Here is a 25,880-nt window from a genome sequence, read left to right as displayed (position 1 = left end):
AGACGCGCGCAGATCGGGCGAGGCATATCGATGCGCTCGCCCCTGTTTGCATACTGCAATTAAAGCCCGTTCAGACGGGTTCGGCCTCGCCCTGCCGTCGGTAGGCGTAGGTCTCGGCGAAGCGCGAGAGCATGTACCGGCTGCAGGTGGTGCTCGGGTATTTCGGCGGGTTGGTTTCGTCGTAGCAACCGGGCAGGCAGGCGATCTCGGTGTCCGGATGCGGCTCGGCGAAGAACGGCATGGAGTAGCGGTCCACGCCCAGCGGGCTGATCACGCGATGGGGCGTCGACTTGTAACGGTCGTTGCTCCAGCGCGCCATCATGTCGCCGATGTTGACCACGTAGGTGCCTTCGATGGGCGGTGCGTCGATCCACTCGCCCTTGACGTTCTGCACCTGCAGGCCGCCGGCCTGGTCCTGATAGAGCAGGGTGACGCAGCCGTAATCGGTGTGCGCGCCGGCGCCTTGCTGATCGGCGCTGGTGGCGGTCTGCCGGGGCGGGTAGTGGATCATGCGAAACACGCTGATGGGCTCGACGAAACGCTTGTCGAAGAAGTCCCGCTCGATGCCAAGGGCGAGTGCGATGGCACGCAGAAGCGTGCAGGCAAGGTCCTGCATGTCGCGGTAGTGCCCTTCCATCAGCTCGGTCCAGCCTTCGATCTGCAGCGGATGACGGTTGGGCCCGCGCAGTGGTTTGCCGGCCAGTACCTCGGGATGATCGGCAGGCATATGGAAACCCATGTCGAAGGTTTCCTTGAGGTCGCACGGCTGGCTCGGGTCCAGCTGCTCGGTGGCGACGGCACCGTAGCCGCGGTGGTGCTGGCTCTTGGTGATATCGATCTTCAGCTTTTCGTCGGCGGGCAGGGCAAAGAAACGCTTGGCATGGTCGGTGAGGGTGGCGATGCGCTCGGCGCTGATCGGATGACCCTTGATATAGAAGAAGCCCCACTCGCGGCAGGCGCGGTCGATGGCCTCGGCGACGGCCAGATGGCCGGCCTCGTCGGCGTTATAGAGCGGGGAAATATCGATGATGGGCAGTGAGTTCATGGCTGACTCCGGGTACGGCGCCGCCGGTCTTCTCGTACCGGCGGCCTTCGAGGGCAATGCCCCCTGCGTGCGGTTCGCCCGGAGGCGGGACGGCACGCGAGATTCCGCAGTGCGCCGGTCGGGCCGGCGCAGGTGACGCTTACTTCGGCATTTCAGCCTTGACGCCCTGGACGTAGTAATTCATCGAGGCGAGGTCCTTGATGCTGGCGGTCTCGCCCTCGGCGATGCGTACTTCGCCAGCCTGGTCCTTGATCGGACCGGTGAACGGATGGAATTCACCGCTCTTGATGCGGGCGATGATCTGCTCGGCCTCGGCCTTGACGTCAGCAGGCACCAGATCGCTGATCGGCAGGCTGATGCTGTCCTGTGCCAGCCCGCCCCAGAAGTCCTCGGATTTCCAGTTGCCGGCCATTACCGCTTCGGCAGACTTGGTGTAGTGCGGCCCCCAGTCGTTGACGATGGAAGTCAGCACGGCCTTCGGCCCGAAGTGCTGCATGTCCGACGCGTAACCGACGGAATAGACGCCACGGCGCTCGGCGGCCTGGATCGGTGCCGGGCTGTCGGTGTGCTGGAAGATCACGTCCACGCCCTGGTCGATCAGCGCGTTGGCGGCATCGGCTTCCTTGCCCGGATCGAACCAGGTGTTGACCCACACCACCTTGATCTCGGTGCCAGGGTTGTACTTGTCCAGCGCCAGCTGGATGGCGTTGATGTCGCGGATCACTTCCGGAATCGGGAAGGACGCGATGTAGCCGACCTTCTTGGTCTTGGTCATCTTCGCCGCGAGGAAGCCGCCGACGTAGCGGCCTTCATAGGAGCGGGTCAGGTAGGTGCCGACGTTCTTCGCCTGCTTGTAACCGGTGGCGTGCTCGAAGGTGACCTTGGGGAACTGCTTGGCGACCTTCAGCGTGGGGTTCATGTAGCCGAAGGAGGTGGTGAAGATCAGGTCATAGTCGCTCTTGGCCATGTTGCGGATAACCCGCTCGGCATCGGCGCCTTCCGGCACGTTCTCGACGAAGCTGGTCTTCACCTTGTCGCCCAGCTGCTCTTCCATGTACTTGCGACCCTGCTCATGCTGGTAGGTCCAGCCATGGTCGCCGATCGGGCCGATATAGACGAAGCCGACCTTCAGCGGATCGGCGGCCGAAGCGGCGACCGTGGTAAGAGCGGCGCTGAAGCCGATCGCTGCGGCAAGGGCGCGCAGCAGGGTTTTCCGTGAGTTGTTCTGCATGGCGGGTGACGCTCCTGTTTGTCTAGCTACAGAGCCTGTGTTGGCTGATAGCTGGTTAGCAAAAAGCTGACCAACTGGACAGATACCTTCGTTGTGCCGGATTGCGGCCGATTCGGCTCGACGCCGAGGCCAGATCGAGACTTGCGCTGGTGCGCCAGTAATCCACGGCGCCCAGCTTTGGTGCAAGCCTCGATCGTGGTTGTTTAGCCGTTTACCAGTTGCCGGGCCGCCTGCTGGTGATCGGCGATCAGTCCGTGCACGTCGAGGCCTTCGACCTGACCGTCGACGACGCGCCATTTTCCGCCGATCATCACCCGGTCGGCACGGTCGGCGGCGCAAAGCAGCAGCGCGGCGATGGGATCGTGGCTGCCGGAAAAGCGCAGTTCGTCGAGCTTGAACAGGGCCAGATCGGCCTGCTTGCCGACCGCCAACTCGCCGATGTCGCTGCGCCCGAGCAGGCGCGCGGAGCCGCGGGTCGCCCAGCCGAGCACCTTCTGCGGGGTGATCTTCTCGGCGCCGTAGCGCAGGCGCTGGATGAACAGCGCCTGACGCGCTTCGAGCATCATGTTGGAGGCGTCGTTGGAGGCCGAACCGTCCACGCCCAGGCCGATGATGGCGCCCTTGTCCTCGAGCTCGAGCGTGTGGCAGATGCCGGAGGCCAGACGCATGTTGGAACTCGGGCAATGGCAGATGCCCACACCGGCTGCACCCAGGCGGTGAATTTCCACCTGGTTGAAATGGATGCCATGGGCCAGCCAGGTCCGCGGGCCGAGCCAGCCGACGCTCTGCAGGTAGTCCACGGTGCGCATGCCGAAGCGTTTCGCGCAGAACTCCTGTTCGTCCAGGGTCTCGGCCAGGTGGGTATGCAGACGCACATCCCGCGCTTCGGCCAGCTCCGCGCAGGTCCGCATGATGTCGGTGGTGACCGAGAACGGCGAGCAGGGCGCCAAGGCGATCTGGATCTGCGCGCCGTCGCCTCGCTCGTGGTAGCGGTCGATCAGCCGCTCGCTGTCGGCGAGGATGGCCTCGGCGTCCTGCACCACGCTCTTGCATGGCAGGCCGCCGTTTTCCTTGGACAGGTTCATCGAACCGCGGGTGAGCATGGCACGCATGCCCAGTTCGCGGACGGCCCCGACCTGGATGTCGATGGCGTCCTCGAGCCCGCCCGGAAACAGGTAGTGGTGATCCGCCGCCGTGGTGCAGCCGGACAACAGCAGCTCGGCCAGCGCCACCTTGCTCGCCAGCTGCAGCGCCTGCGGCGTCAGCCGCGCCCAGACCGGGTAGAGGGTCAGCAGCCAGTTGAACAGTGGCTCGTTGACCACCGGCCCCCACGCGCGGGTGAGGGTCTGGTAGAAGTGGTGATGGGTGTTGACCAGCCCCGGCAGCACCACGTGTTCGCGGGCGTCGAAGGTCTCGTCCACCGGCAGCGAAGGCGAGGCCCCGGCAGCGAGCATTTCGACGATGACGCCGTTCTCGACCACCAGCCCGCCCGGGGCTTGCTGGTCGTTGGCGGTGAACAGGGCGAGGGGATTCTTAATCCAGATTCGATGAGCAGCCATGGCCGGCTTTCTCCTGAGGGTTGAGTTCAGAGTAGCCAGCTCAGTTATGCCCTGTCTGCTGATCCAGGGGCGGCGGAGGTTGCCTGTGCCGCGGGCGGAAAGATAAGGGATGCCGCAGGGGCTGCCAAGGGCTGGTTAGCGGGAGCGGTCCCGGCCCCGACCGGGACACCGGGGTGAGTCCGTTCACGGTCGATCACGGTCTTGCCTCCTCACCAGGGCAGCGCGTCCCCCAGATAGTCGATGTACCGATGCCCGCCCTGGCCGATGGTCCGCGTCACCTGCTCGGCCATGCCGCGAGCGCTGGTCTCGACATCCAGCGGGGCCTGATCGCCACCCATGTCGGTCTTGACCCAGCCCGGATGCATCGACAGCACGGTCAGCTTCGTCTCGCCGAGCTTGGCAACGAAGGTGCGGGTCATGTGGTTCAGCGCGGCCTTGCTCGCACCGTAGAGGTCCATGCCCATGCCAGGGCCGACTTCGACGCTGCCGAGAATGGAGCTCATGAAGACGACCACGCCCTGATCCGGGTTCACCAGTGGCAACAGTCGTTCGGCCAGGCGCACCGGAGCGACGGCGTTGGTGAAGAACAGCTGGCCGACTTCCGCCTGGCTGGCTTCGGTGGCCGGTTTGTCCTGCGGCCCGGCGATGCCGGCGTTGACGAACAGGACGTCGATCGGGGTGCCGGCCAGGCGTGCGGCCAGTTCATCGACGCTGGCCGCGTCGTCCATGTCCAGGGTCTCGATGCGCAGCTGCGGCAACCCGTTTAGCGCTTCGGCACGCTGTGGATCGCGGACGGTGGCGATCACCTGCCAGCCTGCGCTGGAGAACTGCTTCGCCAGGCCGAGGCCCAGGCCGCGGGAGGCGCCGACAATCAGTATGTTCTTTGGCATGGAGCAATCTCGAAGGTCATGACGTGGGCAAGAATAGCGCGAGGACCGGCTTCGCGCGCAGCGGGCCGGCATGCGGCAATCGACCACTGCCCGAGTGTTGCAAGCCGTTTCGTTGCGATGGTCAGAACCGCTCTGTTTCGGCTCTCATGGGCTAGTTTTGCAGTGCGCCCGGCAACGAATCATCCGCCCTGGAGGACCCAATGCCCGAACAGCAGATCCAATCGACCCGCTGGCACGCCCGTCAGGCCGAGGAGGCCTTGCTGGAGCTGGACTCAACCGCCGCCGGCCTGACGCACGAGCAGGCCGCGCAGCGTCTGCTCCGCTACGGTCCCAACCGGCTCGACGAAGCCAAGCCGGCCAGCGTCTGGCAACGCGTGCTGCGGCATCTGAACAACGTGCTGCTCTATGTGCTGATCGCCGCGGCGCTGGTCACCGGATTGATGGGGCACTGGGTCGACACCTTCGTGATCATTGCGGTGGTGGTGCTCAACGTTGCCATCGGTTTCGTTCAGGAAGGCAAGGCGGAAAAGGCGTTGCAGGCGATCCGCCATCTGCTGGCGCCGCACGCAGTGGTGCTGCGCGACGGCCGGCAGCAGGACATCGATGCCGCCGATCTGGTGCCCGGTGATGTGGTGCTGCTGGCCTCCGGCGACAGCCTGCCAGCCGATGTGCGACTGCTGCAGGCGCGCAGCCTGCGCATCGACGAGGCGGCGTTGACCGGTGAATCGGTGCCGGTGGACAAGCAGGTCGATGCCGTGGCCGATGACGCGGCCATCGGCGACCGGATCTGCATGGGCTATGCGGGCACCCTGGTCACCCAGGGCCAGGCGCGGGCCGTGGTGGTTGCCACCGGCGCCGCCACCGAGATCGGCCGTATCGGCCGCATGCTCGAAGCGGTGGAGCAGGGCACCACGCCGCTGCTGCGAAAGATGCAGGACTTCGGCCGCATCCTGACCCTCTTCATTCTCGCCACCGGCGGATTGCTGTTCCTGTTCGGCACGCTGGTGCGTGGCATGGGGGCCGGTGAGATGTTCATGGCCGCGGTAGGCCTGTCGGTCGCGGCGATCCCGGAAGGACTGCCGGCGATCATGACCATCACCCTGGCGATCGGTGTGCAGCGTATGGCCGCACGCAACGCGGTGATCCGTCGGCTGCCGGCGGTGGAGGCGCTGGGTTCGGTGACGGTGATCTGCTCGGACAAGACCGGCACCCTGACGCGCAACGAGATGACCGTGCAGGAGGTGATCTGTGCCGGCCAGTCGCTGGACGTCGAGGGGGCCGGGTACGCGCCGACCGGCAGCCTGCTGCTGCAGGGTTCGGCGGTCGATGCGGCAGCATTGGCTGCCCACTCGCCGGCGGCGGCCGCGCTGGTCGAAGCTGCCGCGCTGTGCAATGACGCCAGCCTGCACGAAAAGGAACAGCACTGGGTGCTGGCTGGCGATCCCACCGAGGGCGCGCTGCTGACTCTGGCGATGAAGGCCGGACTTTCGCCGACGGTAGTGCAGGTCGACCGGCCGCGGCTGGACGTGATTCCGTTCGAATCCGAGCATCGGTTCATGGCGACGCTGCATGCCTGCGAGGCGGGCAGCGAGGTATTGGTCAAGGGCGCGCCGGAACGCATTCTGGCCATGTGCTCGCAGCAGCTGGAGGCCGACGGCGTCGAGCGCTCGCTGGATGAGGCGCACTGGCACAACCAGATCGAGGCGCAGGCGCGCGCCGGGCGTCGGGTACTGGCCTTCGCCCGGTGTCGGCTGGGCGTGGGCAAGCAGGACCTCGAGCATGCCGATGTCGCCAGCGGGCTGACCCTGCTCGGCCTGGTGGGCATCATCGATCCACCCCGTGACGAGGCGATCCGGGCGGTGGCGCAGTGCCGCGCGGCCGGCATTCGTGTGGTGATGATCACTGGTGACCACGGTGTGACCGCCAGCGCCATCGCCCGGCAGCTGGGCATGGGCGAGGACATCAAGGCGATCACCGGCCCGGAGCTGGAGCTGATGGACGACACTGCCATGCGCCAGGCCGTCGCCGAGGCACGGGTGTTCGCCCGTGCCAGCCCGGAACACAAGCTGCGTCTGGTACGTGCGCTGCAGGCCAATGGCGAGGTCGTCGCCATGACCGGCGATGGCGTCAACGATGCGCCTGCGCTGAAGCAGGCCGACGTCGGCGTGGCCATGGGCATGAAGGGGACCGAGGCGGCCAAGCAGGCGGGCGCCATCGTGCTGGCGGACGACAACTTCGCCTCCATCGCGCATGCCGTGGAAGAAGGGCGTACCGTCTACGACAACCTGCGCAAGACCGTGACCTTCCTACTGCCGATCAACGGCGGCGAGTCGCTGTCGCTGCTGTTGGCGGTGCTGCTCGGCCTGGCGCTGCCGATCACGCCGGTTCAGGTGCTCTGGGTCAACATGGTCAGCTCCGTGGCGCTGGCCATGGTGCTGGCCTTCGAACCGACCGAGGCGGACGTGATGCAGCGCCCGCCGCGGCGACCGGACGAACCGATGCTGTCGCGCTTCGTGATCTGGCGGATCTTCTTCGTCTCGGCGCTGTTCCTGGTCGGGATCTTCGGCATGTACCAGTGGATGCTGGCGCAGGGCGCGACGGTCGAGGCCGCGCGCACCGTTGCGGTGAACACGCTGGTATGCATGGAGGTGTTCTACCTGTTCAGCGTGCGCTACCTGAAGGCGCCGTCCTTCACGGTGCAGGGCGTGAAAGGCACGCCGCGGGTGCTGGTGGCGGTGTTCAGCGTGTTCGGCCTGCAGCTGTTGTTCACCTACGCGCCGTTCATGCAGTCGCTGTTCGCCTCCGAGGCCTTGCCGCTGGACACCGGCATGCTGGTGGTACTGGCCGGCGTGGCGGTGCTGCTGATCCTGGAGATCGAGAAGGCGCTGCTGCGACGCATAGGCGTCGGCCCGTCCTGAGGTGGCGCCGTAGGGGTCAGAGCGGCGGCAGCTCTTCCATGAGGTCGGTGGAGTTGATGCCCGGGATGTGCAGCTCGCTCTTGGCCAGCTGCTGACCCTCCATCTGCGGCTGGGTCACCCAGGTGAGGATGTCGTAGTAGCGGCGGATGTTGGCCACGAAGTGCACCGGCTCACCGCCGCGGGCATAGCCGTAGCGGGTCTTGCTGTACCACTGCTTCTGCGACAGGCGCGGCAGCATCTGCTTCACGTCCAGCCATTTGTTGGGGTCCAGCCCTTCGGCCTCGGCCAGCTTGCGTGCATCTTCCAGATGGCCGCCGCCGACGTTGTAGGCGGCCAGGGCGAACCAGGTGCGGTCCGGCTCCTCGATACTCTCGGGCAGGCTGGCATGCACCTGAACGAGGTACTTGCCGCCACCCTGAATGCTCTGTACCGGATCGAGGCGATTGGTCACGCCCATGGCATTGGCGGTGCGCAGGGTCAGCATCATCAGTCCGCGCACGCCGGTCTTGGAGGTGGCTTCCGGCTGCCAGTGGGACTCCTGGTAGCCGATCGCAGCCAGCAGGCGCCAGTCGATGCCATGTTCCTTGGCGGTTTCACGGAAGGCCTTTTCATAACGTGGCAGACGCTGCTGCAGGTGCTTGGCGAAGGCATAGGCACCGACGTAGCCGAGCACGTCGACATGGCCGTAGTAGCGCTCGCGCAGGCGCTGCAAGGTACCGTTCTGCTGGGCCTGCTCGAGGAAGGCATCGGCCGCCTTGAGCAGGCTGTCATCCTCGCCTTTGGCGACCACCCAGGCCAGGCTGTTCTGTTCGCCGACGTCGAAGCCGGCGCGGATGTTGCTGAAATACACCTGGTTCATGGACATCTCGTTGGATTCCACCAGGGTCAGGTCGATCTGGCCTTCATCGACCATGCGCAGCAGGTCGACGACTTCCACCGCATCGGATTCGTCGTAGCGCAGCTCGGGGAATTCCACCTGCAGCGAGGCCAGCTTCTCCGCCTGGCTGCTGCCCTTGAGCACCAGGATGCGTTTGCCGATCAGATCCTTCGGGCTGGTCGGTCGGCGCTGGCCGCTGTGGTAGACGACCTGGGTGGTGACGTCGAGGTAGGAACGGGTGAAGCGCGCCAGTTCCTGGCGGCCTTCGCTGGCGACCAGTCCCGCAGCGGCCAGTGCCGGGCCGCCGGGACGGTTGAGACGGCTGAAGATGTCGTCGATGTTGTCGGCGGTTTCGATCTGCAGTTCGACGCCCAGGGTGCTGGCGAAACGCTTGACCAGCTCGTACTCGAAGCCGGCTTCGCCATTGCGATCCTGGAAATAGGTGGAAGGGCTGTTGCGGGTAATCACGCGCAGTACGCCTTCCTCCTTAATGCGCTCGAGCTCGCTGGGCTTTTCGGCGCAGCTGCCGAGCATCAGGAAGATTCCGATCGCCAACAGCCAGATGGCGCAGCGCTTGCGGAACAGGGTATGGGCAAACATCGGCGCAGTATACGCAAAGGCGAACCGCCACCATATCTGGACAGCGTTCGGCCTCTCTGCTAGGCGGGCCTGGGTGGACGACCGCAGCGCGGCAGTTGGGCATAATGCCGGCCCTGCCGTTGTCGTCGCCGAGATCGTTGCCAAACATGACCGAGGTCCTGCCCAAACCCTGGTTCGTCTACCTGGTGCGTGCCGCCAATGGCGCGCTGTACTGCGGGATCAGCGACGATGCCCAGCGACGTTTCGCCGAGCACCAGCGCGGGCGCGGGGCGCGTTTCTTCCATTCCAGCCCGGCGCAGGCGCTGGTCTACGTCGAGGCCTGTGCCAGCAAGGGCGACGCGCTGCGCAGGGAAATCGCCATCAAGCGATTGGACAAGCGTGCAAAGGAACGCCTGGTAAGCCAGGCCGGGCCCGTGGCGTGAATGACGCCCTAATCAGCCGGTAGGCTCGCCCGAGCGGAGCGTCTAAGCTGATGCATCTTTCCACGACGATGCTCCGCTTAACGGGGCATCTCGACACTTCCTCTGGCGGAGCCTGTCATGCACGAGCTGATCCTGCACCACTATCCCACCTCGCCCTTCGCCGAGAAGGCGCGCCTGATGCTCGGATTCAAGCAGTTGTCCTGGCGTTCGGTGATGATCCCGCCGGTCATGCCCAAGCCGGATCTCACCGCGCTGACCGGGGGCTACCGGCGTACGCCGGTGTTGCAGGTCGGCGCCGATATCTACTGCGACACGGCGCTGATCGCTCGTCGGCTGGAAGCGGAGAAGGCCACTCCGGCGCTGTTCCCCGAAGGTCAGGAATTCACCGCGGCGACGCTCGCTCAATGGGCCGACTCGGTACTGTTTCTGAATGCCGTGAGCCTGGTCTTCCAGCCCGAATCCATGGCGCTGCGTTTCGCCCAGGTGCCCAAGGAGTTCGTCCAGGTGTTCAGCAAGGACCGCGCGCAGCTGTTCGCCAACGGCTCGGTGAGCCGGGTGCCGCTGGAGCAGGCCAAGAGCGACTGGCCGGTGTTCATGTCGCGCCTGCAGCAGCAACTGGCGCGCGAGGAGGGCGAGTTCCTGTTGGGCGCTGCGCCTTCGCTGGCGGATTTCGCCGTCGCGCACTGCCTCTGGTTCCTGCGTGCGACGCCGGTCACCGCACCGCTGGTGGACGACTATCCGGAGATCCGTGCATGGCTCGGCAAGGTGCTGGGCGTCGGCCATGGCTCGAGCAGCGAGATGTCTGGCGAGGATGCCGTGCGCGTGGCCCGCGAGGCCGAACCGGCTGCGCTGCCCGAGGAGGCGTTCGCCGATCCCAACGGTTTCCAGGAAGGCCAGCCGGTGACGATCGCCGCGGTGGATTATGGGGCCGATCCGGTCGAGGGCGAGCTGGTGTTCGCCGGAGCGGAAGAGCTGATCCTGCGCCGCAGCGACGATCGCGCCGGCGTCGTGCATGTGCACTTCCCACGCAGCGGCTATCGCATCGAGGCGCGCTGAGCCCTACTGCGCCGCCGGGGCCGCCGGGGCCGCCTGGTGCACGCTGGGCAGCTCGGCGGCCAGATCGCGGAAATAGGCGATGCGCTCGTAGCACAGCGTGAGTTCGCCGCTGATGCGGTTGAACCAGGCGTCCGGGGCGCCACAGGTGGACATGCGCAGGGTCAGGTCCCGCGGCAGGGCGAAGGCTTCGCTGGCCTTGGCCGCCACCGCTTCCAGCTCACTGCTGGCTCGGATCTTCTCCAGTAGCTCGGTACCGCCTGCAAGGTGCGCGGGAGGGGTGTCGTAGACCACCTTGATGCGGTGTCGCAGCGGTTGCGCGGCGCTGCGCCCGAAGTGCTCGCGAAACCACTGCACGGCATGGGCGACCTGCTCGTATTCGTCGGGGCAGTACAGCGCTCGTTCCACCGGCAGGCCGCTGACTTCCAGCACCCAGTCGAGCCGATCCGGGTCGCTGCCGTAGGCCAGGCAGGCGATGTTGTAGAAGCGCTGGGCGTCCAGCGCATGGCTGTCCCAGACCGGTACCGGGGAGCCGTCGCGTTCCGCGTTCTGCCATTCCATACGGCAGTAATCGGCGACGTCCATCAGCTTGGCGTAGAAATCGTCGCGGTGCTGTTCCTGCTGCAACAGGAAAAGGCCCATGAAACCGAGCTGGTCGGCGGCGTCCTCCTCGCGGCCAAGCACAGGCAGCTGCAGTTCGCTGATCAGCAGGTGCCCCATCTCGTGCATCAGCGTGAACTCGGCGTTGGCCACGGTGAAGCGCACCGCTTCCACCGACAGCTCGGGCGCGGTGCCGCCGTCCTGCGCCGGGGCCAGCATCGGCAGCAGCCATAGCAGCCAGGCGAAACGGCTCATGGTGTGCCGTCCAGGTCGGCATGGCTGAACGGCGCCGGGCGGCTCGGCCAGCTCAACGCCAGGCGTTCGAAGTCACGGGCCAGCAGGCTGGCGACGATGAGGTCGCGCAGCCAGCGATGATCGGCAGGAATCACATACCAGGACGCCGCGTCGCGGTGGGTGCGCCCCAGCACCTCGGCCCATTGCGCCTGGTGATCGGCGAAGTGGCGATGGTCGCGCAGATCGCCCAGGGTCAGTTTCCAGCGTTTTTCCGGATGATCCAGACGGCGATGCAGCCGCCGCTTCTGCTCGCCGAGCGAGAGCTGCAGGTAGCACTTGAGGGGGTGAATCCGTTGCGCGTGCATCCGCTGTTCGAATTCGGCGATCGCTCCGTAGCGTTGCGGCAGGTCCGCCACCGCGCATAGGCCGTCACGCACATCGCTGACCAGCGCCTCGTAGTAGCTGCGGTTGAACACGCCCAGCGTGCCAGGGGGCGGCAGGCGCTCGCGGTAACGCTGGAGAAAACCCTCGCGGCGCTCGTCCGGAGTCGGTGCCTGGAAACCGATGGCCGACATCCCGAGCGGGTCGAGGCCGGCGAGCACGCGGCGCACCACGCCGTTCTTGCCTGCGCAGTCGGGGCCCTGCAGGACGAGCAGCAGGGCGTCCTGACGATTGGCCATGAGCATGCTCTGCTGCTCGCGCAGCCACTCCTTCAGCCCGGCCAGCTGTGTCTGTGCCTGCGGCTTGCCCAGCCCGTAGTCCCGCGCCGGATCATGCCCCAGCGGGGCGCTGGGGTCGCACAGGCAGTCATCGAGCAGGCTGTCCGGCAGGCGCATGGTGGGTTCAGTCCTTGCGGCGCTTGAGCTGATCCTTGAGCTGGGTGGGCAGCTGGCGAATGATCAGCATGTCGCGGTCCTCGTCGTATTCGATCTTCGAGCCCAGCAGGTGCGATTCGAAGCTGATCGACAACCCCTCGGCGCGGCCGGTGAAGCGGCGGAACTGGTTGAGGGTGCGCTTGTCCGGCGGGATCTCCGGCGACAGGCCGTAATCCTTGTTACGGATGTGCTCGTAGAAGGCCCGCGGCCGGTCCTCGTCGATCACCCCGGACAGTTCCTCGAGGGTGATCGGCTCGCCGAGCTTGGCCTGGGTGCTGGCGTAGTCCACCAATGCCGAGGTCTTTTCGCGGGCCTGCTCCTCCGGCAGGTCCTCGCTCTCCACGTAGTCGCTGAACGCCTTGAGCAGGGTGCGCGTCTCGCCGGGGGCATCGACGCCCTCCTGGCAGCCGATGAAATCGCGGAAGTACTCGGAGACCTTCTTGCCGTTCTTGCCCTTGATGAAGGAGATGTACTGCTTCGACTGCTTGTTGTTCTGCCACTCGGAAATGTTGATGCGTGCTGCCAGATGCAGCTGGCCCAGATCCAGATGCTTGGCTGGCGCCACATCCAGCGACTCGGTCACCGCCACGCCTTCGCTGTGATGCAGCAGGGCGATGGCCAGGTAGTCGGTCATGCCCTGCTGGTAGTGGGCGAACAGCACGTGACCACCGGTGGACAGATTGGACTCTTCCATCAGCTTCTGCAGGTGTTCCACGGCCTGGCGGCTGAAGGCGGTGAAGTCCTGAATGCCTTCCATGTATTGCGCCAGCCAGCCGCTGAACGGATAGGCGCCGGATTCGCCGTGGAAGAAGCCCCAGGCCTTGCCCTGCTTGGCGTTGTAGCTTTCGTTGAGGTCCGCCAGCAGGTTCTCCATGGCCTGCGATTCGCCCAGCTCCGAATCGCGGGCGTGGAGAACGGCAGGTGTGCCGTCCGGTTTTTTCTCGATCAGGTGGACGATGCAGTGACGGATGGGCATGGCGAACTCGCGGGCTGAATGCAACAGGAGCGGCAGTTTACCCGAGAGCACGGGCATGAGCGCTTGTCGGTTCTGCTCAGGGTAGCGGACACGGATCAATGTCGGGGATCGCATGCAGCGCTAGCCTGCTGACTGCATCGAGCTTTGCGGGGTATGGCATGTGAACAGTGAATTCCGGGCCTGGTTGGGCGTCGCGCGTGGGCGTTTCCTCCTTCTGACGCTGAGCTGCGTGGCGCTCGGCATCGCCCTGGCGGCAAGTGCGTCCGGCGGGGAGCTGGTGATCGGCGAAGCCGTGCTGGTGCTGCTCGGCGCCCTAGCGGCGCATGTGGCGGTCAACGCGCTCAACGAGTGGGGCGACTACCGCAGCGGGCTGGATCTGCAAACCCGTCGCACCGCGTTCAGCGGCGGCAGCGGCACGCTCGTGGTCCTGCCGCACCTGCTGCGTCGCACACTGCTGCTCGGGCTCGGCTGTCTGCTGTTCTGCGTGCTGATCGGGCTGTTCTTCCTCTTGCGCAAGCCACAGCTGCTGAGCAGCCTGGCGCCGCTCGGAGTGGTCGGCCTCCTGCTGGTGGTTGGCTACACGCCCTGGCTGACACGGCACCCCTGGCTCTGTCTGTTCGCCCCTGGGCTGGGCTTCGCCCTGATGGTCCTGGGGACGCGCATCGCCCTGGCCGGCCCGCCGAGCGCAGGCGATCTGTGGCTGACCCTGACGCCGCTGCTGTTGTGCAACAACCTGCTGCTGCTCGCCCAGTTTCCGGACGTCGAGGCGGATCGGGCGGTGGGCCGGCGTACCCTGCCGATGCGGCTTGGCTGCGACGGAGCGCTGTGGGTGGTCATCGGCCAATGGCTGCTGGCCTACGGCGCGTTGCTGCTGGCGCTCTATCAGGCCGAGATTTCCGGCGCCGGTCTGGGGCTGCTCTGTCTGCCGCTGGCTTTGCGCGCGACCTGGCTGCTGTGGCGCCGGCCGCAGCGACTGTTGCCTGCCCTGGGGCTGAACGCGGCCATCAGCGTCGCGACACCGCTGCTGATGGCGCTGGGACTGACGATCCTCTAACGCCAAACCAGGCGGCATGCGGCGGCCCGAGGCAAATCGGGCTTGCCGGAAGGGTAGCCGCCGCGAGTAGACTGGCTGCCCTCTCAACAGGGTACGTTTCTATGACTGCTGCATGGCGCAATGCTGCCTGGATACTCGCCGGTGGTTCGCTGATCCTCGCCATTTCCCTCGGGGTGCGGCACGGCTTCGGCCTGTTCCTGCCGCCGATGAGTGCTGAGTTCGGCTGGGGGCGGGAAGTGTTCGCCTTCGCCATTGCCGTGCAGAACCTGATCTGGGGGCTGGTGCAGCCGGTGACCGGTGCGCTGGCCGATCGCTTCGGCGTCGCACGTGCCGTGCTCATCGGCGGCATTCTCTATGCGGTGGGGCTGGCGCTGATGGCGGTGTCCGATTCGCCAGCGACGCTGACCCTCAGCGCCGGACTGCTGATCGGCCTGGGCCTGTCGGGTACCTCGTTTTCCGTGATTCTCGGCGCTGTCGGCCGCGCGGTGCCGCCAGAGAAGCGCAGCATGGCGATGGGTATCGCCAGTGCGGCCGGCTCCTTCGGCCAGTTCATCATGCTGCCGGGTAGCCTGGGGCTGATCGAATGGCTGGGCTGGTCCTCGGCATTGCTGGCGCTGGCCTTGCTGGTCGCCTTGATCGTGCCGCTCGCCGGCATGATGCGCAGCCCCGCTCAGGCGCCGGCGGCGGCCGGAACGCAGCAGTCGCTGGGTGAGGCGTTGCGCGAAGCGGTGGGTCATTCGGGGTTCCGCCTGCTGGCGCTGGGTTTCTTCGTCTGCGGGTTTCAGGTGGTGTTCATCGGTTTGCACCTGCCGGCCTATCTGGTCGACCAGCACCTGCCGGCGCAGGTCGGCACCACCGTGCTGGCGCTGGTCGGGCTGTTCAACGTGGTAGGCACCTACACCGCCGGCTGGCTCGGCAGCTGCTACTCCAAGCCGAAGCTGCTTGCCGGGCTGTACCTGATCCGCGGGGTGGTGATCAGCATCTTCCTGCTGATGCCGCTGAGCGTGTGGAGCGCCTATGCGTTCGGCATCGTCATGGGGCTGCTCTGGCTGTCCACGGTGCCGCTCACCAACGGCACGGTGGCTACCATGTTCGGCGTGCGCAACCTGTCCATGCTCGGTGGCATCGCCTTCCTGTTCCATCAGCTGGGCTCGTTCTTCGGCGGTTGGCTGGGCGGTTGGCTGTACGACCGTACCGGCAGCTATGACCTGGTCTGGCAGATCGCGATCGCCCTCAGCCTGATCGCCGCGGTGCTCAACTGGCCGATTCGCGAGCAGCCGGTGGATAGGTTGCGCGCGGCGCAGGCCAACTGATGCGTCGGCTGTGGCTCGGCGCGGCGGGTGCCCTGCTACTGGGCGCGCTGGCGCTGCTCGCCTGGTGGGGCTGGCAGCGTGGTGGCCTGGCGCTGCTGCAGCTGGGCCTGGGCACCTGCTGAGCCTGGCGGCCGTGCCGCCGGTTTCCTTCGTTCGATCCGTTTTCTTCTTCCGCTCCCGCAGTCTGGCGACCGCAACGGCCGCCAAACGGTACGGCAAGCAGGGAATCAATTGGCCGTTCACTGCTCAAAGACGAAGCGGCGTAGAAGAAGTTAAGAACAAATCGCCGGTTCTTAGCAGCAAGCTATCGGCATTTGTGCGTGCACGCCCACTAACACGTGACTGTCCGGGTCCCCTGATTTCAGGCACGGCTGTCGCATAACCGTCATCAACAGTTGGTAAATACCTGCCGCACGCAGTCAATGGAGCAATAACCGATGTCCACTCTCACCGAACTCGCCCAGCAAATCGCCAAGCTCTATCCGCTGAAGGACAAGCGCGTCGGCAAGCGATACCGCGTGGTGGGCGAGCTGGCCGGGATGACCGAACTGGAAGAGATCAACGGCGAGCCGCGCTACATCCGTACGCTGGCGCTCAAAGACCGCCAGGTCTGGGACATTGCCGTTTGATGCATCTACGGCGTTGAGCGTCGCCGCGGTCAGGACCGGGGCCAGCGCTCGGTGCGCCAGGCAGCCTGCTCGGCTGCATCGAGAAAAGTCCAGGTGACGAAGCGACTTTTCTTCTGCCCCTGGGCCATATCCAGCGCCTGAACCTGCAGCGCACCCAGGCGTTGCAAGCGCGCCATCAGCGGTGCCACGTTGCCACCCTTCGATACCAGCGTGCTGAACCGGTAGACCTGCTTGGCGTACGCCACGCTCTCGTCCGCCATGCGCGCGACGAATGCCGCCTCGCCACCCTCGCACCAGAGCTCTGCCGCCTGGCCGCCGAAGTTCAGCTTCGGCAGCTTGCGGCTCGGGTCCAGCTTGCCAAGATTGCGCCACTTGCGCTGACTGCCGCTGGCAGCCTCGGCCTGCGAGGCGTGGAATGGCGGATTGCACAGGGTCAACTCGAAGCGCTCGTCCGCCGCCAGGATGCCCTTGAAGAGCTGCGTCGAGGTGTCCTGCCGGCGCAACTCGATGGCCTTGTCTAGTCCGTTGGCCGCGACGATGGTGCGCGCCGAGGCCAGCGCCGTGGCGTCGATGTCGCTGCCAGTGAAGCGCCAGCCATATTCGCGATGGCCGATCAGCGGGTAGATGCAGTTGGCGCCGGTGCCGATATCGAGCACCCGGACCGCGGCGCCACGCGGGATGACGCCGGCATTATCGGCGGCCAGCAGGTCGGCCAGGCCGTGCAGGTAATCCGCCCGTCCTGGCACCGGCGGGCAGAGGTAGCCGGCAGGAATGTCCCAGTGCTGGATGCCGTAGAACTGCCGCAGCAGTGCGCGGTTGAACACCCTTACCGCATCTGGATTGGCGAAGTCGATGCTCTGCTTGCCGTAGGGATTGAGGATGACGTACTCGCCCAGCTCCGGGCAGGCGGCGATCAGCTTGGGAAAGTCGTAGCGGCCGCTGTGGCGGTTGCGTGGATGCAGCACGGCCTTCGGCTCGGCAGGGCGCGGCTGGGACGAGGTTTTGCGTGGCATCGGATCGACTGGAGGTTGGCGGCTGGGCGCGCATTGTCCCACAACCGCCTCGGCTGGCTAGTGCCGGCGCGGCACCATCAGCATCCACAGTAGCCCCCAGAGCAGCGCGCCGGCGCCAAGCCAGAAGGCGCTGTGCAGGCTGCCGCCCATGCCCATCCAGATGCTGGTCAGCCAGGGCGCGGCGAGCTGGGTCAGGCCGTACAGCGCGATCAGTGCGGCTGACAGACGTGGGCCCTGATGCGGCTGCAGCGCGCGGGCCAGGCGCTGGGTCAGCAGCACGGTGCCGAGGAAGGTGCCGCCGACCAGCACCGCACACAGCAGGATGCCGACGGCCCCCGGCAACAGCAGAGCGGCCAGCACGCCGAGCAGCTGGGTCAGATAGCTCAGGCGCAGGGCGATGTCGTCGCCCAGGCGCACACCCAGACGGTTCCACAGCCAGGGCGAGGGCAGGGTTGCCAGCGCCACCACCAGCCAGCTGCCGCCGATGAGAAAGTCGCCGGGCTCCACTTGCAGGCGCGCCACCATGGGCAGAAAGGTCATCGGCAGGATGTAGCCCATTCCGGCGCCGGCGTAGGAGAGAAACAGTGGCGTGCTGGCGCGGTCGAGCAGCTTGCCACTCGGTGTCGTCGCGGACGGGGCGGGGGCCTGCTCGGTTGGCAGGTCCAGCCGCGACAGCTGGCGCCAGCCCCACCAGGCCAGCGGCATCGACAGCAGCGCCGCCGGCCACCAGCGATCGGCGCCCAGCAGGTAACCGTCGCTCAGGCTGACCAGCAGGCTGGACAGGATCAGGCCGACGCAAACCCCGAGGTAGACCAGCCCGCTGGCCGACACGCGTTGCTGTCGTGCCAGCCACTCGAGGATCAGCGAGGGCGCCTGGACGAACACCAGGCCATTGCTGATGCCGTTGGCCAGGCGCAGCGCGGCGAGGGCATCGGCGGATTCGGCCTGGGTCTGCAGCAGGCTGCTGAGCACGTGCAGCGCCAGTGCCCAGGGCAGGCTGCGGCGGATCTGCGCGACGCGGTGCCAGCGCACCGCGAGCAGTGCGCCGATCAGGTAACCGAGGTAGTTCCAGCTGGCGATGCTGGCGCCTTCCTGCACGGTCAGCAGGCCGTCTTCCACCAGCCAGGGCAGCAGCGGGGTGTATACGAAGCGGCCAAGGCCGTGGACGACCAGCAAAAGAATGGCACCGGCCAGCAGGACCGGAAACAGCGCGACGCGTTGAGGCATGGAGTTGTTCTTTTTCGAATGAGGCCTCGAGCTTAACGGCTGTGCCGCTTGCCCGCCATGCCACATTGAGCGTCACGGCGCCCTGCGTGATGCCGTCTCAGAGCGGAAACACCAGCGGTACCAGCAGCACCGCGACGATCATCACCAGCACGGTGAAGGGCACGCCGATGCGCACGAAGTCGCCGAAACGGTACTGCCCCGGGCCGAGCACCAGGGTGTTCACCGGCGAGGAGATCGGCGTCATGAAGGCGGCCGAGGCGGCGAGCGCGACGATCATGGCGAACGGGTACGGCGAGGCACCCAGCTGTTCGGCGGTGGCCAGCGCCACCGGCGCCATCAGCACGGCGGTGGCGGTGTTGGAGATGAACAGGCCGATCAGTGCGGTGAGCAGGAACAGGCAGGCGAGCAGCGCGTGCGGCCCGGCATCGCCGAGCAGGCCGACCAGTCCCGAGGTGGCGAGGGCAATGCCGCCGGTCTTCTGCAGCGCGAGGGCGAACGGCAGCATGCCGACGATCAGCACCAGGCTCTGCCAGTGGATCGCCTTGTAGGCGCTGTCCATGTCGATGCAGCGGAACAGGCCCATGACCAGACAGCCGATCAGCGCCGCCAGCACGTTGGGCACCAGGCCGCTGACCATCAGTGCGACCATCAGCGCCAGGCCGAGCAGGGCGAATGGCGCCTGGTTGGCCGCGGGCGCCACGTCGTCCACCTCCGCCGGCAGGCTTAGCACCAGGAAGTCGCGGCTCAGACCCTGCAGGCGGTGGATGTGCTTCCAGCTGCCGGCAACCAGCAGGGTGTCGGCCGGCTTTAGCTTCTCGTCCACCAGCAGACCCTGCAGCGCCTCTCGATTGCGCCGCAGCCCGACGACGTTGAGCTTGTGCCGGCTGCGAAAACCCAGCTGCTGGATGGTCTTGCCCGGCAGGCGCGAATCCGGTGGCAGCGCCACTTCCGCCAGGCCCAGCTCGCGGGCGTGGTCGGCATAGTAGGAGGTGCTCAGCTGCAGCGGCTCGAGACCGAGTTCGCGGTAGGCACCGAGCAGGCCGATGGCCGGGCTGGCCAGGTCCACCAGCAAGACATCGCCGACGAACAGTTCGGTATTGCCGGTGGCGATCAGCAGCAGGTTGCGCAAGCGTTCGTGGCGCTCTACCGCGATCACGTTGATGCCGTACTCGCTGCGCAGCCGCAGGGCGTCCAGTGCCTGATTGGCCAGGATCGAGCCGGGCAGCACGCGCAGGCGTCGCTCGCGCTCGTCGAGCCGGTAATCTCGCGCGAGATCGGCCAGGGTGTGTCGCGGTTCCACGGCCGGGCCGTGCTTGTCGGAGCCGAGCCAGCGACGTGCCAGCAGCATGTAGCCAATCCCGAGCAGCAGGATCGCCAGGCCGATGGGCGTGAAGTCGAAGAAGGCGAAACCCTCGAGCCCGGCGCGGCGCAGTTCGCTGTTGATCACCAGGTTCGGCGGCGTCGCCACCAGGGTCAGCATGCCGCTGATGAGGCCGGCAAAGGCCAGCGGCATCAGCAGGCGCCGCGGCGAGACCTTCATGCGGTTGGCGATACCCAGCACCACGGGAATGAAGATGGCCACCACACCGGTGGAACTCATCACCGAGCCGAGCCCGGCGACCGCCAGCATCAGCAGCACCAGCAGGCGCGTTTCGCTGCTGCCCGCGGCGCGCATCAGCCAGTCGCCCAGGCGGTAGGCGACGCCGGTGCGTACCAGGCCGTCGCCGATGACGAACAGTGCGGCGATCAGCACCACGCTCGGATCGCTGAAGCCGGCCAATGCCTCCTGCACGCTGAGCACGCCGGTCAGGGGCAGGGCGACCATGGCCAGCAGCGCGACCACGTCCATGCGCGGCCTGTTCAGCACGAACAGGCCGACGCAGCCGGCCAGCAGGGCGAGGACCAGAAGCAGATCGCCGTTCATGGCAATCAGGGGTAATCGAGGATGGCTTTGATCTGCGGCAGCTGGCGTTCGATCCAGCTCCTGTCTATGGCGCCCCAGTCGCGGATCAGGTAGCGCCCGGCGTTATGCCGTTCGCCGTCGTCCTGGACGAAGACGCAGTCGATATCCAGGTCGGCGAGGGCGGCCAGGGTGTCCTGGGCGGTACGGCGCGGCATACCGGTGGCTTCCATCAACGCCGGGACGCTGCAGGCGGTGCCGCTGTCGATCAGCCAGGCGACGTAGAGTCGGCGGTAGAAGCTGGTTTTGGTCTTGCTGACGGTCATGGAAGGTCCCTGGCCAGGTCGTCTGTGGGGACAGCGACCTGGCCGGGCTCGCTACGTTCAGCGCAGGGCGAGCATGCCGATGTAGGTCGCGGCGCCCGCAGTGTAACCGAGGAAGGCCAGCAGGCTGACGCGCTTGATGTACCAGGTGAAGCTGATCTTCTCCATGCCCATCGCGGCGACACCTGCGGCCGAGCCGATGATCAGCGTGCTGCCGCCGGTGCCGGCGCAGTAGGCCAGCATTTCCCAGAAGTTGCCGTCGACGACGAACTGCGACATCCAGCCGAGTTCTTCTGCAGCGGTAGCCGCCAACATCTTCTCGCTCACCAGCGGGTACATCTTCATCGCACCGGCCACCAGCGGCACGTTATCGACCACGGCCGAGAGCAGGCCGATGGCGTAGTTGATCGCATAGATATGGCCCAGCGACTCGCGCAGCGCGGTGGCAACCTGGGTCAGATGGCCCGCGGTGGCCAGGCTGGAAACCGCCAGCAGGATGCCGAGGAAGAACAGCACGCTGGGGGTGTCGACCTTGCGCAGCACGCCGACCACCGAGAGCGGGTGCTTGTCCTCGGCATTCTTGTTGCGGTGAATGAATTCGGTGGTCACCCAGAGCACGCCGAGGCCGAAGAGAATGCCCATGTACGGCGGCAGGTGGGTCACGGTCTTGAAGATCGGCACGAACAGCAGGGCGGCGAGGCCGAGACCCAGCACCAGGTTGCGCTCGAAAACGGTGGTGGTCGGCGGGTGCTTCTCGGCCAGGTGGGCACGCGGCCGCGGCCGTGGAGCTTCGCCGCGCAGGGTGAAGCTGAGGATGATCAGCGGCACCAGCAGGCAGACCAGGCTCGGCAGGAACAGGTTGACGATCACGCCCGAGGCGGTGATCTGGTTGCCGATCCAGAGCATGGTGGTGGTCACGTCACCGATGGGCGACCAGGCACCGCCAGAGTTTGCGGCGATCACCACGACGCCGACGAAAAGCCAGCGCTCCGGGCGACCGCGGATCAGCTTGCGCAGCAGCGAGACCATGACGATGGTGGTGGTCAGGTTGTCCAGTGCCGCGGAGAGGAAGAAGGTGAGGAAGCCGACGATCCACAGCAGGTGCACGCGCTTGCGGGTCTGGATGCGGTCGGTGATGGCCTTGAAGCCCTCGTGGGAGTCGATCAGCTCGACGATGGTCATCGCCCCGAGCAGGAAGAACAGGATCTCCGACACTTCACCGAGGTGGTGGCGCAGCGCCTCGACCACCACGGCCGACGAATCCGCCGGATCGTGGCTGCCGTGTTGCAGCAGCGGGAGGATATGGTCGGCACCCAGTACCAGAATGGTCCAGGTGAGCACCGCGGTGAGAATCGCCGCAGCGGCCTTGTCGATCTTCAGGGGATGCTCGAAGGCTATGCATAGATAGCCTATGACGAACACGACAGCCATGAGTGCATACATCGGAGGGACTCCATCTTGAGGAACCTTGCCGGGCATGCGGACGTGGCGACGCAGCCTCGGCGGCTGGCAGGGGCACGATTGGCTGTCGAAGGTGAAACAAGTCGAGGCGGTGGTCTGCCCAGGGGAACGGTGCGCGTTCGGCGCCGTGCAGCGGCGCTTCGCAGCGGGTGCTCATTTCACATCGTCGAGCGGTTCGTTTTGGCTATAACGGCCTGCCAGTATGTAAAGGGGTGTTTCATGTGCGACATAGTGTATCAGCGATGCCGGTAATAACTTGTCATCAATCAAGATGACCGCCATAAGCAAAAAGGCCAGCACCTTTCGGGCTGGCCTTTCTGTTTTGCCGGGCTCGCGTCAGAGCGTGGCGATGCGGTCGCGCTGTTCCTGCAACTTGGCCTTGGCCTGTTCGGCCTCGGCCAGTTTGGCGCGCTCCTTGTCGATCACCTCGGCCGGCGCCTTGTCGACGAAGCCGGCGTTGGACAGCTTGCCGCCGACGCGCTTGACCTCGCCATCCAGGCGCGCGATTTCCTTGTCCAGGCGTGCCAGTTCGGCGTCCTTGTCGATCAGGCCGGCCATCGGCACCAGCACCTGCATGTCGCCCACCAGGGCGATCGCCGAGAGCGGCGCTTCTTCGCCGTCGCCGAGCAGGCGTACGCTTTCCAGCTTGGCCAGTTTCTTCAGCAACGGCTCGTTGTCGGCCAGACGGCGCTGGTCCTCGGCCGAGGCGTTGCCCAGCACGACGTCGATACGCTTGGCCATGGAGATGTTCATCTCGCCGCGGATCTGGCGAATGCCGAGCATGAAGGCCTTGACCCACTCGATATCGCCTTCGGCGGCTTCATCGATGCGCTCCGGGTTGAATTCCGGCCAGGGCTGCAGCATCAGCGTCGGCCCGGACTTGCCGGCCAGCGGCGCGACGCGCTGCCAGATTTCCTCGGTGATGAACGGCATGAACGGGTGGGCCAGGCGCAGTGCGGTTTCCAGCACGCGTACCAGGGTGCGCCGGGTGCCGCGCTGGCGTTCGACGCTGGCGGTCTCGTCCCACAGCAGCGGTTTGACCAGCTCCAGATACCAGGCGCAGTACTCGTCCCAGATGAACTCGTAGAGAGCCTGGGCGGCCAGGTCGAAACGGAAGGCCTCGAGCTGGCGGGTCACTTCGGCTTCGGTGCGCTGCAGCGCGGAGATGATCCAGCGATCTACCGAGGAAAGCTCGACCGGCTCACCATTGACGCCGGTGTCCTTGCCCTCGGTGTTTTCGAAGACGAAGTTGGCGGCGTTCCAGATCTTGTTGCAGAAGTTGCGGTAACCCTCGACACGGCCCATGTCGAACTTGATATCGCGGCCCGTCGACGCGAGGGAACAGAAGGTGAAGCGCAGGGCGTCGGTGCCGTAGCTGGCGATGCCTTCGGGGAATTCGGCGCGGGTCTGCTTGGCGATCTTCTCGGCCAGCTTGGGTTGCATCATCCCGCTGGTGCGCTTGGTCAGCAGTTCATCGAGGGTGATGCCATCGACGATGTCCAGCGGATCGAGCACGTTGCCCTTGGACTTGGACATTTTCTGCCCCTGGCCATCGCGGACCAGACCGTGCACGTAAACGGTCTTGAACGGAATCTGCCCGGTCAGGTGGGTGGACAGCATGATCATCCGGGCGACCCAGAAGAAGATGATGTCGAAGCCGGTGACCAGCACGTCGGTGGGGTGGAAGGTCTTGAGGAACTCGGTCTGCTGCGGCCAGCCGAGGGTGGAGAAGGTCCACAGGCCGGAGCTGAACCAGGTGTCCAGCACATCCTCATCCTGACGCAGCTCGACGTTGTTGCAGAGGTTGTACTTGCTGCGTACCTCCACTTCGTCGCGGCCAACATAGACGTTGCCGGCTTCGTCGTACCAGGCCGGGATGCGATGGCCCCACCAGAGCTGGCGGCTGATGCACCAGTCCTGGATGTCGCGCATCCAGCTGAAATACATGTTCTCGTACTGCTTGGGCACGAACTGGATCTCGCCGCTTTCCACGGCTGCGATGGCCTTCTCGGCCAGCGGCTTGGTGGAAACGTACCACTGGTCGGTCAGCCAGGGCTCGATGATGGTGCCCGAGCGATCGCCGCGCGGGACCTTCAGCGCGTGGTCGTCGATCTTTTCCAGCAGGCTCATGGCCTCGAACTCGGCGACGATGGCCTTGCGCGCATCGAAACGTTCCATGTGGGCATAGCCGTCCGGCAGGCTGCCGTCGATCTTGTCGTTCACCGTGCCGTCGATGTTGAACACCTGGGCGCGGGCCAGCACGCAGGCGTTCTGGTCGAAGATGTTGATCAGCGGCAGCTGGTGGCGCTTGCCGACTTCGTAGTCGTTGAAGTCGTGAGCGGGGGTGATTTTCACGCAGCCGGTACCGAACTCGAGATCGACGTAGTCATCGGCCACGATGGGGATCAGGCGGTTGACCAGCGGCAGCATGACGTGGCGGCCGATCAGGTTCTTGTAGCGCTCGTCCTCGGGATGCACTGCCACGGCGGCGTCGCCGAGCATGGTTTCCGGGCGGGTGGTGGCGACCACCAGGTAATCCAGGCCATCGGCGGTCTTGCAACCATCGGCCAGCGGATAACGCAGGTGCCAGAGGTGACCCTTCTCGTCGTGGTTTTCCACTTCCAGATCGGAAATGGCGGTGTGCAGCTTGGTATCCCAGTTGACCAGACGCTTGCCGCGATAGATCAGGCCGTCTTCATGCAGGCGTACGAAGGCTTCCTTGACCGCCTCGGAAAGGCCGTCGTCCATGGTGAAGCGCTCCCGCGACCAGTCCACCGAGCTGCCCAGGCGACGGATCTGCCGGGTGATGTTGCCGCCGGATTCTTCCTTCCATTGCCAGACCTTCTCGAGAAACTTCTCGCGCCCCAGGTCATGACGGCTGGTGCCCTGCGCGGCCAGCTGCCGCTCGACCACCATCTGCGTGGCGATACCGGCATGGTCGGTGCCTGGCTGCCACAGGGTGTTGCGGCCTTGCATGCGGCGCCAGCGGATCAGCGCATCCATGATTGCGTTGTTGAAGCCATGGCCCATGTGCAGGCTGCCGGTGACGTTCGGCGGCGGAATCATGATGGTGTAGGGCTCGCCGGAGCCTTGTGGGGCGAAGTAATTGTTCGATTCCCAGGTCTGGTACCAGGAAGTCTCGATGGCGTGCGGCTGGTAGGTCTTGTCCATGCGGCGGGACCCTTAAAACGGCTGGTCGGAAAAACGGGCAAGTATAAAGGCAAACGGCCGCGAGATTTCGCGGCCGTGCGGATTAACTACGCATTCACCGGTCAGCTGCGAGGCGGGGGTGTGCGCACCAGCCGGTCGATCCGGCTTTCCAGGCGGCGCTTGAGCTCGGCTTCGATCTGGGGCACGAAGTCGTCGATCACTTCCTGCAGGATCAGGTTGGCCGCGGTGCGCAACTCGTGATCGATATGCCGCTCGGCCAGCGAGCGGAAGGCGCTGCGCACGCTGGTTTCCCGTGGCTCGTCGTCGCTGGGGGTGGCCGCTGCGATGGCCGGCCCGGGTTCGACGATATCGGACAGCAGCGGAATGCTGTCCGGATCCACGGGGGCGCCTGTTGCGGCAGAGTCAGGGAAATCGTCGCCGAGCAGCGCGCGAATGGATTCGAGATCGCTCAGCAGTTCGGCGGGTTTGTTCGGGGCTTTCGGTGTCATCTGCGTGGTTCCGGGCTGGTG

The 25,880-nt window shown here is 65.8% G+C and carries 22 protein-coding genes; 7 read left to right on the top strand and 15 right to left on the bottom strand.

Translation table 11 applies throughout. The features are described 5' to 3' along the window. Positions 1-70 precede the first annotated feature (70 nt). The 4 genes from VF716_RS03885 to VF716_RS03870 form a co-directional block, all read right to left on the bottom strand. Positions 71-1,045, bottom strand: a complete 975-nt coding sequence (locus VF716_RS03885; RefSeq protein WP_125460421.1) for a 2-oxoglutarate and iron-dependent oxygenase domain-containing protein — start codon at positions 1,043-1,045, stop codon at positions 71-73. A gap of 139 nt (positions 1,046-1,184) precedes the next feature. After that, positions 1,185-2,276, bottom strand: a complete 1,092-nt coding sequence (locus VF716_RS03880; RefSeq protein ID WP_017246466.1) for a BMP family ABC transporter substrate-binding protein — start codon at positions 2,274-2,276, stop codon at positions 1,185-1,187. A 203-nt stretch (positions 2,277-2,479) separates the two neighbouring features. Further along, positions 2,480-3,835, bottom strand: a complete 1,356-nt coding sequence (locus VF716_RS03875; RefSeq protein WP_125872919.1) for an 8-oxoguanine deaminase — start codon at positions 3,833-3,835, stop codon at positions 2,480-2,482. A gap of 209 nt (positions 3,836-4,044) precedes the next feature. Then, entirely contained in the window at positions 4,045-4,725 is a 681-nt protein-coding gene (locus VF716_RS03870; protein WP_440551848.1) for an SDR family oxidoreductase, read from the bottom strand. A gap of 200 nt (positions 4,726-4,925) precedes the next feature. Between VF716_RS03870 and VF716_RS03865 the strand changes: the two genes are divergently transcribed. After that, positions 4,926-7,643, top strand: a complete 2,718-nt coding sequence (locus tag VF716_RS03865) for a cation-transporting P-type ATPase (RefSeq protein WP_440551845.1) — start codon at positions 4,926-4,928, stop codon at positions 7,641-7,643. Positions 7,644-7,659: 16 nt separating this feature from the next. On the opposite strand, the gene mltF is transcribed toward VF716_RS03865, so the two are convergent. Continuing rightward, the gene (gene mltF / locus VF716_RS03860; RefSeq protein WP_014597420.1) at positions 7,660-9,120 is read right to left on the bottom strand and encodes a membrane-bound lytic murein transglycosylase MltF; all 1,461 of its coding nucleotides are present in this window, start codon (positions 9,118-9,120) and stop codon (positions 7,660-7,662) included. A 146-nt stretch (positions 9,121-9,266) separates the two neighbouring features. On the opposite strand from mltF, the gene VF716_RS03855 reads away from it, so the two are divergent. Both VF716_RS03855 and VF716_RS03850 read left to right on the top strand, forming a co-directional pair. Further along, the gene (locus VF716_RS03855; RefSeq protein WP_014597419.1) at positions 9,267-9,542 is read left to right on the top strand and encodes a GIY-YIG nuclease family protein; all 276 of its coding nucleotides are present in this window, start codon (positions 9,267-9,269) and stop codon (positions 9,540-9,542) included. Positions 9,543-9,659: 117 nt separating this feature from the next. After that, on the top strand, positions 9,660-10,598 hold the full coding sequence (locus VF716_RS03850; RefSeq protein ID WP_017246461.1) for a glutathione S-transferase family protein: 939 nt from the start codon (positions 9,660-9,662) through the stop codon (positions 10,596-10,598). A gap of 3 nt (positions 10,599-10,601) precedes the next feature. On the opposite strand, the gene VF716_RS03845 is transcribed toward VF716_RS03850, so the two are convergent. Genes VF716_RS03845 through yejK form a run of 3 tightly spaced genes read right to left on the bottom strand, consistent with a single transcriptional unit; the run spans position 10,602 to position 13,280 of the window. Then, entirely contained in the window at positions 10,602-11,450 is an 849-nt protein-coding gene (locus VF716_RS03845) for a DUF4344 domain-containing metallopeptidase (protein WP_440551840.1), read from the bottom strand. Beyond that, positions 11,447-12,265, bottom strand: a complete 819-nt coding sequence (locus VF716_RS03840) for a hypothetical protein (protein WP_125865624.1) — start codon at positions 12,263-12,265, stop codon at positions 11,447-11,449. The genes VF716_RS03845 and VF716_RS03840 overlap by 4 nt, the downstream gene beginning before the upstream one ends. Before the next feature lie 7 nt (positions 12,266-12,272). Next, on the bottom strand, positions 12,273-13,280 hold the full coding sequence (gene yejK / locus VF716_RS03835) for a nucleoid-associated protein YejK (protein ID WP_041755929.1): 1,008 nt from the start codon (positions 13,278-13,280) through the stop codon (positions 12,273-12,275). Positions 13,281-13,440: 160 nt separating this feature from the next. Here yejK and VF716_RS03830 point away from each other — a divergent pair, with 160 nt between their 5' ends. From VF716_RS03830 to VF716_RS03815, 4 genes are all read left to right on the top strand, one after another. Continuing rightward, the gene (locus VF716_RS03830; RefSeq protein WP_125865625.1) at positions 13,441-14,334 is read left to right on the top strand and encodes a prenyltransferase; all 894 of its coding nucleotides are present in this window, start codon (positions 13,441-13,443) and stop codon (positions 14,332-14,334) included. A gap of 101 nt (positions 14,335-14,435) precedes the next feature. Then, on the top strand, positions 14,436-15,647 hold the full coding sequence (locus VF716_RS03825) for an MFS transporter (RefSeq protein ID WP_013983668.1): 1,212 nt from the start codon (positions 14,436-14,438) through the stop codon (positions 15,645-15,647). Next, positions 15,647-15,769: a hypothetical protein gene (locus tag VF716_RS03820; protein ID WP_013983667.1), complete on the top strand. Its 123-nt coding sequence runs from the start codon at positions 15,647-15,649 to the stop codon at positions 15,767-15,769. The genes VF716_RS03825 and VF716_RS03820 overlap by 1 nt, the downstream gene beginning before the upstream one ends. Before the next feature lie 315 nt (positions 15,770-16,084). Continuing rightward, the gene (locus VF716_RS03815; RefSeq protein WP_011914160.1) at positions 16,085-16,276 is read left to right on the top strand and encodes a hypothetical protein; all 192 of its coding nucleotides are present in this window, start codon (positions 16,085-16,087) and stop codon (positions 16,274-16,276) included. Between the two features lie 29 nt (positions 16,277-16,305). Here VF716_RS03815 and rlmF read toward each other — a convergent pair whose 3' ends face one another. The 7 genes from rlmF to VF716_RS03780 form a co-directional block, all read right to left on the bottom strand. Next, the gene (gene rlmF / locus VF716_RS03810) at positions 16,306-17,289 is read right to left on the bottom strand and encodes a 23S rRNA (adenine(1618)-N(6))-methyltransferase RlmF (RefSeq protein ID WP_125842809.1); all 984 of its coding nucleotides are present in this window, start codon (positions 17,287-17,289) and stop codon (positions 16,306-16,308) included. A 57-nt stretch (positions 17,290-17,346) separates the two neighbouring features. After that, positions 17,347-18,516: a YbfB/YjiJ family MFS transporter gene (locus VF716_RS03805; RefSeq protein WP_264885106.1), complete on the bottom strand. Its 1,170-nt coding sequence runs from the start codon at positions 18,514-18,516 to the stop codon at positions 17,347-17,349. Between the two features lie 97 nt (positions 18,517-18,613). Continuing rightward, positions 18,614-20,440 carry an SLC13 family permease gene (locus VF716_RS03800; RefSeq protein ID WP_095461001.1) on the bottom strand — a complete coding sequence of 609 codons (1,827 nt, stop codon included), beginning with the start codon at positions 20,438-20,440 and terminating at the stop codon, positions 18,614-18,616. Between the two features lie 5 nt (positions 20,441-20,445). Further along, positions 20,446-20,742, bottom strand: a complete 297-nt coding sequence (locus tag VF716_RS03795) for a winged helix-turn-helix domain-containing protein (RefSeq protein WP_095461000.1) — start codon at positions 20,740-20,742, stop codon at positions 20,446-20,448. Between the two features lie 57 nt (positions 20,743-20,799). Then, positions 20,800-22,182: a sodium:proton antiporter NhaD gene (nhaD, locus tag VF716_RS03790; RefSeq protein WP_011914155.1), complete on the bottom strand. Its 1,383-nt coding sequence runs from the start codon at positions 22,180-22,182 to the stop codon at positions 20,800-20,802. 354 nt (positions 22,183-22,536) lie between these two features. After that, the gene (locus VF716_RS03785; protein WP_151320812.1) at positions 22,537-25,371 is read right to left on the bottom strand and encodes a valine--tRNA ligase; all 2,835 of its coding nucleotides are present in this window, start codon (positions 25,369-25,371) and stop codon (positions 22,537-22,539) included. Between the two features lie 101 nt (positions 25,372-25,472). Then, on the bottom strand, positions 25,473-25,859 hold the full coding sequence (locus tag VF716_RS03780; RefSeq protein WP_014597408.1) for a hypothetical protein: 387 nt from the start codon (positions 25,857-25,859) through the stop codon (positions 25,473-25,475). Between the last annotated feature and the right edge of the window lie 21 nt (positions 25,860-25,880).

The sequence above is a fragment of the Stutzerimonas sp. Brlt_14 genome (assembly GCF_051948915.1).
GTDB lineage: Bacteria > Pseudomonadota > Gammaproteobacteria > Pseudomonadales > Pseudomonadaceae > Stutzerimonas > Stutzerimonas stutzeri.
This window is presented reverse-complemented; position numbering and strand designations above follow the sequence as displayed.

Excerpts from the sequence above, each read along its gene's own strand:
- VF716_RS03885 (WP_125460421.1), bottom strand. The coding sequence starts at position 1,045 with ATGAACTCACTGCCCATCATCGATATTTCCCCGCTCTATAACGCCGAC.
- VF716_RS03880 (WP_017246466.1), bottom strand. The coding sequence starts at position 2,276 with ATGCAGAACAACTCACGGAAAACCCTGCTGCGCGCCCTTGCCGCAGCG.
- VF716_RS03875 (WP_125872919.1), bottom strand. The coding sequence starts at position 3,835 with ATGGCTGCTCATCGAATCTGGATTAAGAATCCCCTCGCCCTGTTCACC.
- VF716_RS03870 (WP_440551848.1), bottom strand. The coding sequence starts at position 4,725 with ATGCCAAAGAACATACTGATTGTCGGCGCCTCCCGCGGCCTGGGCCTC.
- VF716_RS03865 (WP_440551845.1), top strand. The coding sequence starts at position 4,926 with ATGCCCGAACAGCAGATCCAATCGACCCGCTGGCACGCCCGTCAGGCC.
- mltF (WP_014597420.1), bottom strand. The coding sequence starts at position 9,120 with ATGTTTGCCCATACCCTGTTCCGCAAGCGCTGCGCCATCTGGCTGTTG.
- VF716_RS03855 (WP_014597419.1), top strand. The coding sequence starts at position 9,267 with ATGACCGAGGTCCTGCCCAAACCCTGGTTCGTCTACCTGGTGCGTGCC.
- VF716_RS03850 (WP_017246461.1), top strand. The coding sequence starts at position 9,660 with ATGCACGAGCTGATCCTGCACCACTATCCCACCTCGCCCTTCGCCGAG.
- VF716_RS03845 (WP_440551840.1), bottom strand. The coding sequence starts at position 11,450 with ATGAGCCGTTTCGCCTGGCTGCTATGGCTGCTGCCGATGCTGGCCCCG.
- VF716_RS03840 (WP_125865624.1), bottom strand. The coding sequence starts at position 12,265 with ATGCGCCTGCCGGACAGCCTGCTCGATGACTGCCTGTGCGACCCCAGC.
- yejK (WP_041755929.1), bottom strand. The coding sequence starts at position 13,280 with ATGCCCATCCGTCACTGCATCGTCCACCTGATCGAGAAAAAACCGGAC.
- VF716_RS03825 (WP_013983668.1), top strand. The coding sequence starts at position 14,436 with ATGACTGCTGCATGGCGCAATGCTGCCTGGATACTCGCCGGTGGTTCG.
- VF716_RS03820 (WP_013983667.1), top strand. The coding sequence starts at position 15,647 with ATGCGTCGGCTGTGGCTCGGCGCGGCGGGTGCCCTGCTACTGGGCGCG.
- VF716_RS03815 (WP_011914160.1), top strand. The coding sequence starts at position 16,085 with ATGTCCACTCTCACCGAACTCGCCCAGCAAATCGCCAAGCTCTATCCG.
- rlmF (WP_125842809.1), bottom strand. The coding sequence starts at position 17,289 with ATGCCACGCAAAACCTCGTCCCAGCCGCGCCCTGCCGAGCCGAAGGCC.
- VF716_RS03805 (WP_264885106.1), bottom strand. The coding sequence starts at position 18,516 with ATGCCTCAACGCGTCGCGCTGTTTCCGGTCCTGCTGGCCGGTGCCATT.
- VF716_RS03800 (WP_095461001.1), bottom strand. The coding sequence starts at position 20,440 with ATGAACGGCGATCTGCTTCTGGTCCTCGCCCTGCTGGCCGGCTGCGTC.
- VF716_RS03795 (WP_095461000.1), bottom strand. The coding sequence starts at position 20,742 with ATGACCGTCAGCAAGACCAAAACCAGCTTCTACCGCCGACTCTACGTC.
- nhaD (WP_011914155.1), bottom strand. The coding sequence starts at position 22,182 with ATGTATGCACTCATGGCTGTCGTGTTCGTCATAGGCTATCTATGCATA.
- VF716_RS03785 (WP_151320812.1), bottom strand. The coding sequence starts at position 25,371 with ATGGACAAGACCTACCAGCCGCACGCCATCGAGACTTCCTGGTACCAG.
- VF716_RS03780 (WP_014597408.1), bottom strand. The coding sequence starts at position 25,859 with ATGACACCGAAAGCCCCGAACAAACCCGCCGAACTGCTGAGCGATCTC.